The sequence below is a fragment of the Acinetobacter septicus genome (assembly GCF_019355975.1).
GTDB classification, from domain to species: Bacteria; Pseudomonadota; Gammaproteobacteria; order Pseudomonadales; family Moraxellaceae; genus Acinetobacter; species Acinetobacter ursingii.
The window spans coordinates 1,525,007-1,538,320 of the sequence record NZ_CP079898.1; the positions used below are offsets into that span (position 1 = coordinate 1,525,007).

14 protein-coding genes are annotated in these 13,314 nt (G+C 42.3%); 8 read left to right on the plus strand and 6 right to left on the minus strand.

Going from position 1 to position 13,314, the window contains the following annotated elements; genetic code table 11:
• Positions 1 to 70: 70 nt before the first annotated feature.
• Positions 71 to 2,224, plus strand: coding sequence for a phosphate acetyltransferase (pta, locus tag I6L31_RS07255; RefSeq protein ID WP_005002250.1), 2,154 nt, complete (start codon positions 71 to 73; stop codon positions 2,222 to 2,224).
• A 94-nt stretch (positions 2,225 to 2,318) separates the two neighbouring features.
• Here pta and I6L31_RS07260 read toward each other — a convergent pair whose 3' ends face one another.
• Both I6L31_RS07260 and I6L31_RS07265 read right to left on the minus strand, forming a co-directional pair.
• Positions 2,319 to 2,960 (minus strand): hydrolase, encoded by a 642-nt coding sequence (locus I6L31_RS07260; RefSeq protein ID WP_004992640.1) that lies wholly within the window; start codon positions 2,958 to 2,960, stop codon positions 2,319 to 2,321.
• 175 nt (positions 2,961 to 3,135) lie between these two features.
• On the minus strand, positions 3,136 to 3,744 hold the full coding sequence (locus I6L31_RS07265; protein ID WP_005002247.1) for a class I SAM-dependent methyltransferase: 609 nt from the start codon (positions 3,742 to 3,744) through the stop codon (positions 3,136 to 3,138).
• Positions 3,745 to 3,901: 157 nt separating this feature from the next.
• Between I6L31_RS07265 and I6L31_RS07270 the strand changes: the two genes are divergently transcribed.
• On the plus strand, positions 3,902 to 5,428 hold the full coding sequence (locus tag I6L31_RS07270) for a fumarate hydratase (RefSeq protein WP_005002245.1): 1,527 nt from the start codon (positions 3,902 to 3,904) through the stop codon (positions 5,426 to 5,428).
• Positions 5,429 to 5,536: 108 nt separating this feature from the next.
• Here the strand turns inward: I6L31_RS07270 and orn are convergent, their stop codons facing one another.
• Positions 5,537 to 6,088: an oligoribonuclease gene (orn, locus tag I6L31_RS07275; protein WP_004992630.1), complete on the minus strand. Its 552-nt coding sequence runs from the start codon at positions 6,086 to 6,088 to the stop codon at positions 5,537 to 5,539.
• Positions 6,089 to 6,209: 121 nt separating this feature from the next.
• Between orn and rsgA the strand changes: the two genes are divergently transcribed.
• From rsgA to secB, 4 genes are all read left to right on the plus strand, one after another.
• On the plus strand, positions 6,210 to 7,268 hold the full coding sequence (rsgA, locus tag I6L31_RS07280) for a ribosome small subunit-dependent GTPase A (RefSeq protein ID WP_005002243.1): 1,059 nt from the start codon (positions 6,210 to 6,212) through the stop codon (positions 7,266 to 7,268).
• Between the two features lie 92 nt (positions 7,269 to 7,360).
• Positions 7,361 to 7,777 carry a rhodanese-like domain-containing protein gene (locus I6L31_RS07285; RefSeq protein ID WP_004992628.1) on the plus strand — a complete coding sequence of 139 codons (417 nt, stop codon included), beginning with the start codon at positions 7,361 to 7,363 and terminating at the stop codon, positions 7,775 to 7,777.
• Between the two features lie 10 nt (positions 7,778 to 7,787).
• Positions 7,788 to 8,045, plus strand: a complete 258-nt coding sequence (grxC, locus tag I6L31_RS07290) for a glutaredoxin 3 (RefSeq protein WP_005002241.1) — start codon at positions 7,788 to 7,790, stop codon at positions 8,043 to 8,045.
• 28 nt (positions 8,046 to 8,073) lie between these two features.
• Complete coding sequence (gene secB, locus I6L31_RS07295) at positions 8,074 to 8,532, plus strand: protein-export chaperone SecB (RefSeq protein ID WP_004992624.1); 459 nt, start codon at positions 8,074 to 8,076, stop codon at positions 8,530 to 8,532.
• A gap of 60 nt (positions 8,533 to 8,592) precedes the next feature.
• Here secB and cybC read toward each other — a convergent pair whose 3' ends face one another.
• Both cybC and coaBC read right to left on the minus strand, forming a co-directional pair.
• The gene (cybC, locus tag I6L31_RS07300; RefSeq protein ID WP_004992623.1) at positions 8,593 to 8,979 is read right to left on the minus strand and encodes a cytochrome b562; all 387 of its coding nucleotides are present in this window, start codon (positions 8,977 to 8,979) and stop codon (positions 8,593 to 8,595) included.
• Positions 8,980 to 9,098: 119 nt separating this feature from the next.
• Complete coding sequence (coaBC, locus tag I6L31_RS07305) at positions 9,099 to 10,355, minus strand: bifunctional phosphopantothenoylcysteine decarboxylase/phosphopantothenate--cysteine ligase CoaBC (protein WP_005002231.1); 1,257 nt, start codon at positions 10,353 to 10,355, stop codon at positions 9,099 to 9,101.
• 113 nt (positions 10,356 to 10,468) lie between these two features.
• On the opposite strand from coaBC, the gene radC reads away from it, so the two are divergent.
• A complete protein-coding gene (gene radC / locus I6L31_RS07310) occupies positions 10,469 to 11,170 on the plus strand; it encodes a RadC family protein (protein WP_005002227.1) in 702 nt (233 codons plus the stop codon).
• 74 nt (positions 11,171 to 11,244) lie between these two features.
• Positions 11,245 to 12,156, plus strand: a complete 912-nt coding sequence (locus tag I6L31_RS07315) for a bestrophin family protein (RefSeq protein ID WP_004992618.1) — start codon at positions 11,245 to 11,247, stop codon at positions 12,154 to 12,156.
• 54 nt (positions 12,157 to 12,210) lie between these two features.
• Here the strand turns inward: I6L31_RS07315 and I6L31_RS07320 are convergent, their stop codons facing one another.
• Positions 12,211 to 13,263, minus strand: a complete 1,053-nt coding sequence (locus I6L31_RS07320; RefSeq protein ID WP_005002224.1) for an aldo/keto reductase — start codon at positions 13,261 to 13,263, stop codon at positions 12,211 to 12,213.
• Between the last annotated feature and the right edge of the window lie 51 nt (positions 13,264 to 13,314).

The following is a 13,314-nucleotide window of genomic DNA, read 5'->3' on the forward strand; positions in this document are numbered from 1 at the left end:
TTATTGAGAGATCAGTACTCTCAATAGGCCAAATACAAATGTTAAAAATATAATTTTATTTAAGGTCATTATGAATACAATTTTAATGATTCCAACCGCTGAAGGCGTTGGTTTAACCTCAGCCTGTTTGGGGATGGTGTATGCGCTGGATTGCAACGGCATTAAAGCTGGGTTTTTAAAACCATTTTCTCAGGAAAATCAGAATCAGTTTGATCGCACCACATCTCTCTTTCAGCATTTATTTCAACGTGATACTGTCCAGTCAATTTCTCACGAAAAGTTGCTGCAATATATTTCAGCAGGCGAAATGGATGATTTACTTGAAGAAGCCGTTAGCCTGCATCGTACGATTGCAGCTCAACAGGATGTAATTATTGTTGAAGGCTTGTTGCCCAACGGACAAGATCATTTTGCCAGTGAATTGAATGCAGCGCTTGCACAAGCACTCGATGCCAAAGTGATTTTGGTTAGTACCGCAGATATTCAAAATCCACGAAAAACCGCGGAAAGAATCGAGTCACATTTACGTCAGTTTGGTGGTGTCAATTCAAATCGCACCGCTGGCGTACTCTTTATGCGTACACGCGGTTTGCCTGAAGAATCAGCTCAAATTCCACTTACCATCGACCCTTCGCTGCGCCTGAGTGCTGAAATTGAAAAATTTAGTCTGGAACTACAAGAATACAATCGTCATTTAGGTACCAAAGAACTGCCGATTATCGGCATGGTGCCTTTTAGCAATACCTTAAGTGTGCCACGTACATTAGATATTGCTTCGGTGATTGATGGTGAGTGGGTTCATTTGGGTGAAGCCAAACAACGACGCATTTTGCATTCCAGTTTAATTGCTTCAAGCATTGAATATGAACTCAATAAATTTGTCGCGGGCGAACTGATTATCAGTGCTTCCGAACGTACAGATGTCCTTTTGGCAAGTAGTCTGGCAACCAGTAATGGGATTCCTCTGGCAGGTCTGGTGCTGACCGAACGCACAGCGCCAGCCACCCAAATTCTGGATTTTTGCCAACACGCGATTAAACGCGGCTTACCTATTTTACATACCCAACTCAACACACTGGAAACCGCACAACGTCTGGCAGATTTTGGTAATGAAATTCCAGTTGATGATACTGAACGTGCCGAACAAGTCACTCGTTTTGTTTCGAGTCATATCGATACCGAATGGCTCAAAACTCAAGTCAATGGTAACCTCAGACCTCGCTTATCCCCTTCTGCCTTTCGTCATGAATTGGTACAAAAATCGATTGCGGCTAAAAAGCGAATTGTACTCCCCGAAGGCGATGAGCCGCGTACCGTACAGGCCGCTGCCATTTGTCAGTCACGTGGATTGGCACATTGTATCCTATTGGCGAAGCCAGAATCTGTGGTGGATGTGGCTAAAGCGCGTGGCATTGAGCTTCCAGATGATCTGGAAATTATTGATCCAGATACCATTCGAGACCAATATGTCACACCAATGGTCGAATTACGCAAAGGCAAACTGAACGAATTACAAGCCAAAGAGCAACTTCAAGATACAGTGGTTCTTGGCACGATGATGCTGGCATTGGATCAAGTTGATGGTTTGGTTTCAGGCGCCATTCACACCACAGCCAATACTGTTCGTCCTGCATTTCAGTTGATTAAAACTGCGCCCGAATATTCACTGGTTTCATCCATTTTCTTTATGTTGTTACCCGATGAAGTCTATGTGTACGGTGACTGCGCAATTAATCCTGATCCCGATGCCCAACAATTGGCTGAAATCGCGATTCAGTCGGCGGACTCGGCGAAAGCCTTTGGGATTGAACCACGTATTGCCATGATCAGTTATTCAACAGGCACTTCGGGCACAGGTGCAGATGTTGAGAAAGTAGCTGAAGCGACTCAAATCGCCAAACAGCGCCGCCCCGATCTATTGATCGATGGCCCATTACAATATGATGCAGCCTCAGTCGAAAGTGTTGGCCGTCAAAAAGCACCAGACTCCCAAGTGGCAGGTCGAGCCAATGTCTTTATTTTCCCTGATTTGAATACAGGCAATACCACTTATAAAGCAGTTCAACGTTCTGCCAATGTAGTCAGTGTTGGCCCAATGTTACAAGGCTTGAATAAACCTGTGAATGATTTATCTCGTGGTGCGTTGGTCGATGATATTGTGTTTACCATTGCACTCACCGCCATTCAGGCAGAGCAACAGGTTGAAGCAAAAAGCAGCAACTAAAGTATCTTAATTGATAACTCCATAAAAAAAGTCCCTTGAAATATCAGGGACTTTTTTTATAAAAACCAAATTATGAATTTAGTTTAATTGATCTTTATTCACTGGCATCATAAGAGAACTGGATACCTGCTGTACCGCCAGTTTCAATGAATAATTTGATAAAATCAGGCACTGTTTCTTTACGCTGCCAGTCACGTTGTAATTCACAGAATAATTGCGCCACACTAATTAATTTACCGCCCGCCTGTTCAATACGGCGTAATGCAGCCTCGTGAGCAGCCAATGATGTTCCACCTACTGCATCAGCAACCACATAGACTTCATAGCCTTCCTGTAGCGCATCAAGTGCTGGAAAGGTTAAACAAGCTTCTGTCCAAAGCGCAGTCATAATCAGTTTTTTCCGACCTGTAGCCTTGACAGCTTCTTTAAACTCGACATCTTCCCAAGAGTTAATAGAAGTACGGTCATACGTTGGATAATCTGCCAACACTTTACGTAACTGAGGAATCGGTGGTTTGTTTAAACCTGTTTTGACATTTACCGTTGAATGAATAATCGGTAAGCCATAAACAATCGCAGCTTTGGCACTGCCGACAATATTATTGATTAAAAGTTGACGATCCATCGAAGCAATCGAGTTAACTTGTACTGGTTGATAATCGATACAAATAAAAGCTGAATTTTGAGGTGTTAATAGATGATCTTGCTTTGGATCACGAATGGCTTCACTGGTCATTTTTTATTCCTTTTTGATCTTTGTGATAGAAATCATTCTCATCTTATGCCGACAACCCTGCAAAGAATATGACTATTTTTAGGACATAGTTTTTCATTTTGTAATGTAGATAAAACTATATTTTTATGGATGCAATATTCGCCTACATAGTCATTAATTCATCATGGAATATGATTCATTTTTTTGCAAGCCAAACGGTATGCCCTGTACATTCAGCATCTTCTGCAACCATTTTAACCACATCAAAACTATATTGAGCCAATAATGCGCGGTATTCTTCGGCATCCAAACTGGCATGATACAAAGGCTCTCCAAACATCTCTCCAATCGCCTCACAATGACTCGGCCCACTGGTAAACATCAGGGCGGCTCCGCGCTTTGCATGCGCTGAAAATTGTGCAAACATTTCACGTTGATCATCTGGAGTGAGATGGAAAAAACTATCCCATGCCAAAATGCCATCAAACTGTTGATCAAAACGAAAATGTCGCATATCGGCATCGATCCATGTCTGTTCAGGAAAAGATTCCCGCGCCATTTCCAACATTACCTCTGAACGATCTATCCCTGTCACCTGACAGCCATTTTCGATGAGATACGCTGCAATCGGATGACCTGAACCACAACCCAAATCCAATACACTTGCATCAGTAGCTGGTAATAATGCCAAAAAATGATCTAGCCAAGCTTTTTCATAGAGATAATCACCGCGAAGCTCTGTCCAGTCGCGTCCATATTTTTGGTAAATTTGAATGATTTTTTGGGCTAAACGCTCATTATTCATTTATTTTCACTCTTTTTTCATCATTATGATGGGTATTTTAATCTGATTTTAAAAGCTTAGACCTTCGACCAAAATCTCGGCAAAACCGCCCACAGCAGTGTCATTTTGTCATATAATCTTTGCCGCTAGCTAACTGCCCGCTCAAGAGATTTTTGATATGACCACAATTATCAAACAAGATGACTTGATCACTTCGGTCAAGGATGTCCTTCAATTCATTTCTTACTATCACCCGCAAGACTTTATTCAAGCCATGAGTCGTGCCTACGATCGTGAAGAAAACCAAGCTGCTAAAGACGCGATTGCACAAATCCTGATTAACTCGCGTATGTGCGCAGAGGGTCATCGCCCAATCTGTCAGGATACGGGGATCGTCAACGTTTTCCTTGAAGTGGGTTTAGACGTTAAATTTGATCTTAGCATGAGCTTGGATGATGCCATTAATGAAGGTGTACGTCAGGGTTATTTAGAGAACTCGAATGTACTTCGTGCTTCTGTTTTAGCGGATCCTGCTTTTGGTCGTAAAAATACCAAAGACAACACCCCTGCGGTGATCCACTACAAACTCGTTCCGGGTAATAAAGTAGATATTACGGTTGCAGCCAAAGGTGGCGGTTCAGAAAATAAATCTAAACTTGCGATGTTAAATCCATCTGATTCGATTGTGGATTGGGTACTGAAAACTGTTCCAACCATGGGTGCAGGCTGGTGTCCACCGGGCATGCTCGGGATCGGGATTGGCGGTACTGCTGAAAAAGCCATGATGCTTGCCAAAGAAGCATTGATGGAAGAAATCAACATGGACGAGTTACTGCGTCGCGGCCCTCAAAGCAAGATGGAAGAACTTCGTATCGAGATCTTTGAGAAAGTCAATGCACTCGGAATTGGCGCGCAAGGTCTTGGTGGTTTAACCACAGTACTGGACATTAAAATCAAGGATTATCCTTGCCATGCTGCGGGCAAACCTGTCGGTATGATTCCAAACTGTGCGGCGACTCGTCATGCACATTTCCAACTGGATGGTTCTGGTGTTGCTCATATTCAGGCACCAAAACTTGAAGACTATCCTGCTGTAACATGGGATTCATCTAAATCTAAACGTGTGAATTTAGATACCATTACTCAGGAAGAAATGAACTCATGGCAGCCGGGTGATACCTTATTGCTCAGTGGCACCATGTATACAGGTCGTGATGCAGCACATAAACGTATGGTCGATATGATCGACAACGGCGAAGAATTACCTGTTGATCTTAAAGGTAAATTTATCTATTACGTGGGTCCAGTTGATCCGGTAGGCGATGAAGTGGTTGGCCCTGCTGGTCCGACAACCGCAACCCGTATGGACAAGTTCACCCGTAAAGTGCTTGAATACACTGGCCTGTTCGGCATGATTGGTAAAGCGGATCGTGGTCCAACGGCGATTGAAGCCATTAAAGATAACAAAGCGACTTACCTCATGGCAGTCGGTGGTGCAGCTTATCTGGTGTCTAAAGCGGTGCGTGAAGCTGAAGTGGTTGCCTTTGCTGACTTAGGTATGGAAGCGATCTACAAATTTGTCGTTGAAGACATGCCTGTTTCAGTGGCTGTTGATGTGAATGGTACATCCATTCACGCGATTGCACCTAAAATCTGGCAAGCTAAGATTGGTAAAATTCCAGTCACAGATGCTGCGGCGGTTTAAATACTTATCTAAGATATAAAGAAAGCACCTTTCGGGGTGCTTTTTTTGTCAGTAAATTTTATCCAATCTATACAAAATCATTAACGTATCGTTTTATTTTCTAATTGATTAGTTCTTAATAAAAAAGTATTCACGATAATATTTCAGCTCGGCAATCGAATCACGAATATCATCCATCGCTAAATGCGAAGCATTTTTTTTCAAGCCGCTCATGATTTCTGGACGCCAGCGTTTAGCCAGTTCTTTCACACTCGACACGTCCAAATTACGGTAATGAAAAAATTGTTCGAGTTCAGGCATCAAACGATGTAAAAAACGGCGATCCTGACAGATCGAATTACCACACATGGGCGAGCTTTTTGGGCTAACCCATTTTTTTAAAAATTCAAGCGTTTGCTGCTCTGCATCCTGAGCGGTTAATTTGCTACGACGCACACGTTCAATCAAGCCCGACTGTCCATGTTGACGTGTATTCCATTCATCCATAGCATTTAAAATACGATCTGGCTGATGCACCGCCAAAACTGGACCTTCTGCCAAAATATTTAAATGATCATCTGTAATAATCGTTGCAACTTCAATAATCTGGTCATTGTCTGTGTCTAAACCAGTCATTTCGAGGTCAATCCAGATTAACCGTGTATCTAATGTGCTGCTCATGAATATGGAATCTTAAAGGCTTGAAAAACATCAATAGTAGCAAATTAATTACATCTTGGCTGTAATTCCATAGCCAGTTCATGCTATTTTTGCCACCTCAAACAGTGGGTTTTAGGAATGAATGGCTCTAATTCGTAAACGGCGCTTAACTGAACAACAGCAACGCCGCATAGACAAACAACATAAGGCACGCCAAGAGGAAATCGAGACTTCTCATGATCTGGAAGGCTTGGTTGTGCAACACTATGGTCGCCAACTTGAAGTACAGGCTTTATCTGTACCCGAGCCTCATCCTGAAAAGCCCATAGTTGCTGAGGGTGAACCAGAACCATTCTGGAAACCCATAGCAATCGGCAGTGTCTGGCGTTGTCATGCGCGCACCAATCTTGAACTCTTGGTCACAGGTGATCGAGTCAAATGGCAAGCCGATCCCAATACAGGTTTAGGCATTATTACGGCCATTCATCCACGCCAATCCTTACTCACTCGTCCTGATCGCTACCATAAAGTCAAACCTGTGGCAGCCAATATCAGTCTAATTGTGATTGTCTTTGCGCCATTGCCAGAACCAGCACCGAGTCTGATTGATCGATATTTAGTCGCCTGTGCAGATGCCAATATCCCTGCACTTTTGGTGCTTAATAAATCTGATTTACTTCAAGAGCATGATCCAATTTTGACCTTGCTCGATGAATATAAAACGCTGGGTTATGAAAGTCTGATTTGTCAGGCCAAAGGTGATTTATCAGCGTTACATGAACGACTCGATGGTGAAACTGTGGCATTTGTTGGGCAGTCTGGTGTCGGTAAAAGTTCACTCATCAATGCCATCGTGCCAGATGCAGAGCAAAAAACCAATATCATTTCAGAGAACTCGGCATTGGGACAACACACCACCACGTCCACTCGTTTGATCAGTTTTGGTCAAAATGGTGCGTTGATTGATTCTCCGGGGATACGTGAATTTGGGCTTTGGCATTTAAATGCAGATAAAATTCGTGAAGGCTTTCCAGAAATTGCATCGCACTTGGGACATTGCCAATTCCGTAATTGTACGCATACGCATGAAAAACAGTGCGCACTCAAAAATGCGGTTGTCGCGGGTGAAATTTTACCGCGTAGACTTGAAAGTTATTTGCGTTTAAATGAAGAAATTCAGGATGCGCAACAAAAAAGTTAATTTTCTATCAAAATTACCCTTGAACTGGTGATTTTGATCACCATGTATATGAGCTATACTCTACGTCAATTTTAAGCTGAATTAGGTGACTTGTGGAACGCTGGTTAGAGTTTATGGGGAATCACCCCTTTTTGTTTGGAATCTTGGCTGTTTTAATTGTGCTGTTCTTTGTTTTTGAAGGGCAACGTAATGGTCGTAAGATTTCCCCACAATCACTTGGTATTTTAGTTAAAGCGAAAAATGCTCAACTGATTGATCTACGTGATGCGGGTGATTTTCGTGAAGGTCATATCAGCGGTAGCCGTAACATTCCATATAGCCAACTGACTAGCCATATTGATGAGTTAAAATCAAGTGATCGCCCATTGGTGTTCATTTGTAATTTAGGTCAGGTTGCAGGCAGTGCCCTGCAAAAAGTTGGTCATGCTGACAGTTATCGTCTTGATGGCGGAATTAGTAACTGGAAAGCACAAAACCTGCCACTGGTGAAAAGCAAAACCAAAGCTTAAGGAGAACTTTATGTCTGCAAATATCACGATTTACTCGACCACAATGTGTCCGTATTGTGTGCGTGCAAAACAGCTTCTTGAGCGTAAAGGCGTTGAGTATAAAGAAATTAATTTATCCAATGAAGCACCAGAAGTACGCGTTGAATTGATCCAACGCACCAATCATCGCACTGTGCCTCAAATTTTTATTAATGATCAGTTTATTGGTGGTTTTGACCAGCTTTATGCTTTAGAGCGTGATGGTAAACTCGACCCGTTACTGGCCTAAACTCGCTTAAATTGTAAAGGAAAGAAGAATGAGTGAAGAACAACAAACTCAACCACAACTCGCTTTAGAACGTCTTTATACCAAAGACATTTCATTTGAAGTTCCTGGGGCGCAAGTTTTTACTAAACAATGGCAACCAGAGTTGAATATCAACCTTTCATCTGCTGCTGAAAAAGTTGATCCAACTCACTTTGAAGTGTCATTAAAAGTAGTGGTTCAAGCCAATAATGATGGCGAGACAGCGTTTATTGTAGATGTCACTCAAGCAGGTATTTTCCTGATTGAAAATATTGAAGAAGAACGCCTTCCATACATTCTAGGTGCTTACTGCCCGAACATTCTGTTCCCGTTCTTGCGTGAAGCAGTCAATGATATGGTGACAAAAGGCAGTTTCCCTCAATTACTGTTGACTCCTATCAACTTTGATGCTGAATTTGAAGCCAATATGCAACGTGCTCAGGCAACCGTTGCTGAAGGTCAGGCTTAATTGCCCAAATAAAAAAACCACCGTTTGGTGGTTTTTTTATGTCTAATATTCGGTCAGGCTTTATTTAAATTTTTTATGATTTTCATTGCGAATATTAAGCAGGTTTTTGCCTTCTACTTTCGCCTGAGCCAATTGATTGGCTTTGACCAATCCAGACGTCTTATCAATTTCAGCGACCAGTTGATCAAGTCCAGCCTGATAGGCTTTAACATCAGCGCTATGATCTGGCTGATTTTTTAATTTATTGGGTTTCGATGTTTTAGAATCAAGCGCAGCCATTCGCATTTTTGTCAGTGCAGAACTGGCATCATTGGCATTAGTCGATTTATTAAAATCTGCATAAGCAGTTGCAATTGTTACCATGTTGTCATGTAAAGTGGCTGCCGTCGCAAGGTGGCTCAATCCAAAACAACTTAGAAACAATGCACTGAACCATACTGTCTTCATCGGTGTATTCCCTGTTTAGTCAATCATTTGACAGCTCAAACATAACCAAGTTTCAAAAAAAGAAAAAGCGCCTTTTGTTGGAGCTTTGTCTCAAATTTAGCTGCATAAACACAGCCAGTTTAAATTTTGCGTTTTAAAGCGTCAGCAATGGCTTCGACCAATTGCTGCGAAATTTCCTGTTTAGAGGCTTTTTCAAGTTCACGTTTCTTCATATGATAACTTTGTGCAAAAAACACCGTCATGGCATTTTCATCTGAAGCAAAACCAATATCTTTACGTGAGACATCGTTACAAGCAATCATATCCAGTTTTTTCGCCACCAGTTTGCCTGCTGCATATTCTTCAACATTTTGCGTTTCTGCGGCAAACCCCACCATAAATGGGCGCTGTTGTTGCTGTGCAATGGTCGCAACAATATCTGGATTTTTAATCAGTGAAACTGCCAACTCATCGCCTGCTTTTTTAATTTTTTGATCTGCCACTTGAGCAACGCGGTAATCTGCCACTGCTGCCGTTGCGATAAAAATATCACAGCCTTCATCTAGCGTTTGCATACTGGCATCCAGCATTTGCACAGCTGAAGCAACATTGACACGTTGCACACCATTTGGCGTATCCAGCGTTACAGGGCCTGCAATTAAAGTCACCTTCGCACCTGCTGCATAACACGCTGCGGCTAGAGAAAAGCCCATTTTCCCCGTACTATGATTGGAAATATAACGCACAGGATCAATCGCTTCACGTGTAGGCCCTGCGGTCACCACCACATGCTTACCTGCCAATAATCCAAATTTTTCTGCGATGGCACGTTGGGCTTTATGAAAATATTCGCGCACCTGATAAGCCAATTGTTCAGGTTCAGGCATACGCCCCAGACCAACATCCCCACAAGCTTGCGAACCTGCATCAGGCATAATCACATGAATGCCATCTTCCACCAATGTTTGTAAATTACGCTGTGTGGCTTTTGCTGCCCACATTTGCTGATTCATGGCAGGCGCGACCCAAACAGGCGCTTTAGTCGCCAAATACAAGGTGCTGAGTAAATCGTCTGCTAAACCATGCGCAAATTTTGCCAAACTATCACAGCTTGCTGGTGCAACCAAAACCAAGTCGGCCCAACGCGCCAACTCGATATGCCCCATGCCCGCTTCTGCTTCAGGATCTAGTAATTCGGTATGTACAGGATTACCTGAAAGTGCCTGAAAAGTTAAGGGGGTAATAAATGCTTGTGCGCCGTGGGTCATCACCACACGCACATTAAATCCATAATCTTTTAGCCGACGAACGATAATCGCACTTTTGTAGGCTGCTATGCCGCCAGTAACCGCTAGGATGATGTTTTTATGAGGAATAACACTTAAATCAAAGCTCACAAACAGCTTACCTTTATGTTGCAGTGGCGCTCACAATAGCATTAAATACGCGCATACCCAAGTGATTGGCTATGAAATCAGAATTAAAATAATGGCAATAAGTGATATTTATAATGAATCATTCTATTAAACAATCGATCAAAGCGTGGCCACAACAAGAACGCCCACGTGAACGCCTGCTAGAACAAGGCGCAAGCAGTTTATCAGATGCAGAATTACTGGCGATTTTCTTACGTTCAGGCTCCAGACAGCACTCTGCGGTTGAACTGGCTAGACTCCTGATTCAGCATTTTGGGGGACTTAATCCTGTATTTGACGCTTCACAGGAAGAGCTGTGTCAGTTTCATGGAATGGGCGCGACCAAATATTCACAATTAATGGCAGTCAAGGAGTTAGGCAGGCGTTATTTGAATAATCATTTTCATCAAGATTATTTAAATCTGGATTCATCTCAACTGGTACTCGATTATTTACGTTATGAGTTACAAGGTGAAACGCAGGAAGTATTTGCTGTCCTGTGTCTGGACAGTCAGTTACGCAAGTTACATTTCAAGAAACTGTTTTTTGGCTCTACCAATTTTTGCAGTGTTTCAATCAAACAAACCTTGCGTTATGCCATTCAACAACATGCTAGTTTTATCGTGATTGCACATAACCATCCCTTTGGTGAAGTACAGCCTTCGGTCGAAGATATTGAAATGACCCAACAGTTAAAACAGGCTTGTGAATGTGTCGAGATCAAGTTGATTGATCATATTATTGTGGCTAAACAGGCAACTTTTTCATTTGCTGAACAGCGACTGCTCAATTTATAAAATCATGTGGCAATTGTATTGACAAAGTCTGACCAACTGGTAAAGATCATAAAAAAATCCTTGCCCGTTGAATCATGATTGTACGCGACCAAACCGATCTCATAAAGTTACTGTTTTCTTGGCGCGGAACAATTTTACCCAAAATTTTACCTGCGCTCGGCGTGGTGATGCTGCTCTCTGCGATTGTCGGTGGGCTTGAATATACTCAGATTTATCATTTCCCAGAACTTCCCCTTGTCGGTTTTACCCTCATTGGCGTCGTACTTTCCATTTTTTTAGGCTTTAAAAATAGTGCCTGTTATGATCGTTGGTGGGAAGGCCGTAAACTCTGGGGAGCCTTGATCGCCAATGCACGACATTTTGATCGGGACTGCCGTATTTTGCCACAAGGTCGTCGTGAGAAAGTCATTCAACATGTGATTGTTTTTGCCAATACACTTCGCGATCGCCTGCGTCATCAAACAGCACATCCGACTGAGCTGACAGAAACCACAGGAATGAGTCAACAAGCCCTGACGCAGCTCTATCAACAACATAATGCACCACAATACACTTTAAGCCTGATTCAATGGGAGTTAATGCAATCGCTTAAAGAAGGTGAGATCAGTGACATTATTTACACGCAGTTAAATCGCTATGTCACCGAACTCAGTCTAGTACAGACCGGTTGCGACCGTATTGCCAACACCCCTATTCCCTTTGCTTACTCGGTTTTGCTGAATCGTACCGTGTTCTTTTTCTGTTTTATGTTGCCTTTTAGCGTGGGGCCTATTCTGGGTTTAGGGACGCCATTACTGGTCGGGATTTTAACCTATACTTTTTTAGGGCTGGATGCTTTAAGTTCTGAAATTGAAGAACCCTTTGGCACACAAAGTAATGACCTTCCACTCGACTCGATGGTGCGGCTCATCGAAATTGAGTTATTAGGAACTTTAGGCAGACCAACCCCACCGCCTATTCAAGCACAAGATCATAATTTGTTATAACCTCTAGCCTGTTCTTATAATCTCACGCACAGATCTTATAGAAAATGCTTCAGATCAGTGAAGAATAAATTGAGAGTCAACAATTGATTTAAAGCGCTCTGTAAATTGTCCATTCCAATACGGATAATAAGGATAAGCTGGATAAATCGCACTCGCTTGATTCAATTTTTCAACATGTTCATGGGATAAATAAATATCTTTGGCCTTTAGATTATCTTGAAGTTGTGTTTCATTTCGAGCGCCAATCAGCACACTCGCCACAGTGGGTCTTTGTAATAACCACTGTAAAGAAATTTGAGGAATGGTATAACCTGTTTCTTCCGAAATTTCTTTCAAAGCATCAATCACTTGGTATAAATGATCTTCGTTGACAGGAGGAGCAAATTGAGCAGTATCATGCAAGCGACTTTCAGCAGGGATCGGATGTTGTCGATCAAATTTCCCTGTCAAACGCCCCCAGCCTAATGGACTCCAGACCACAGCGGCAATTTGTTGATCATCATTTAAAGGCATTAACTCCCATTCATAATCCCGACCGATCAATGAGTAGTAAACCTGATTGACCACAAACTTTTCATAACCATAATGATCGGCAATCGCTTGTGCCTTCATTAATTGCCAACCTGAAAAATTTGAAACGCCGATATAACGTACTTTTCCACTTCGAACCAATTCATCCAGTGTTTTCATCAGTTGATGCAATGAAGTAAAGCTATCAAATTGATGGAGTTGCAACACATCAATATAATCTGTACCCAAGCGCTTTAAAGACTGCTCTACGGCATATTGCAAATAGTTGCGACTAAAACCTGCCGCATTTAACGCATCTGAGCTTCGAATACCGATTTTGGTAGAAATAATCGTGTCTTTTCTATCTAAGGCTAAAGCCTTGCCCAACATTGTCTCAGACTCGCCATCGGAATAGACATCAGCAGTATCAAAAAAATTAATTCCAGCATCCAGACACATTTGGATCATACGATTAGCTTCGGTTTGACTCGGTTGTCCCCAAGCAGAAAAAAGTTGACCTTTGCCGCCTAAAGTCCCTGCACCAAAACCAAGCTCAGAGACTTTTAAACCGGAGTTTCCTAAAAAATGATAATTCATTACTCACTCCAACTTCGTGTTTTATCTTGTTAAATTCACAATAGCGCAATG

Excerpts from the sequence above, each read along its gene's own strand:
- radC (WP_005002227.1), top strand. The coding sequence starts at position 10,469 with ATGAATCATTCTATTAAACAATCGATCAAAGCGTGGCCACAACAAGAA.
- grxC (WP_005002241.1), top strand. The coding sequence starts at position 7,788 with ATGTCTGCAAATATCACGATTTACTCGACCACAATGTGTCCGTATTGT.
- secB (WP_004992624.1), top strand. The coding sequence starts at position 8,074 with ATGAGTGAAGAACAACAAACTCAACCACAACTCGCTTTAGAACGTCTT.
- pta (WP_005002250.1), top strand. The coding sequence starts at position 71 with ATGAATACAATTTTAATGATTCCAACCGCTGAAGGCGTTGGTTTAACC.
- cybC (WP_004992623.1), bottom strand. The coding sequence starts at position 8,979 with ATGAAGACAGTATGGTTCAGTGCATTGTTTCTAAGTTGTTTTGGATTG.
- I6L31_RS07315 (WP_004992618.1), top strand. The coding sequence starts at position 11,245 with ATGATTGTACGCGACCAAACCGATCTCATAAAGTTACTGTTTTCTTGG.
- rsgA (WP_005002243.1), top strand. The coding sequence starts at position 6,210 with ATGGCTCTAATTCGTAAACGGCGCTTAACTGAACAACAGCAACGCCGC.
- I6L31_RS07270 (WP_005002245.1), top strand. The coding sequence starts at position 3,902 with ATGACCACAATTATCAAACAAGATGACTTGATCACTTCGGTCAAGGAT.
- I6L31_RS07260 (WP_004992640.1), bottom strand. The coding sequence starts at position 2,960 with ATGACCAGTGAAGCCATTCGTGATCCAAAGCAAGATCATCTATTAACA.
- I6L31_RS07265 (WP_005002247.1), bottom strand. The coding sequence starts at position 3,744 with ATGAATAATGAGCGTTTAGCCCAAAAAATCATTCAAATTTACCAAAAA.
- orn (WP_004992630.1), bottom strand. The coding sequence starts at position 6,088 with ATGAGCAGCACATTAGATACACGGTTAATCTGGATTGACCTCGAAATG.
- I6L31_RS07320 (WP_005002224.1), bottom strand. The coding sequence starts at position 13,263 with ATGAATTATCATTTTTTAGGAAACTCCGGTTTAAAAGTCTCTGAGCTT.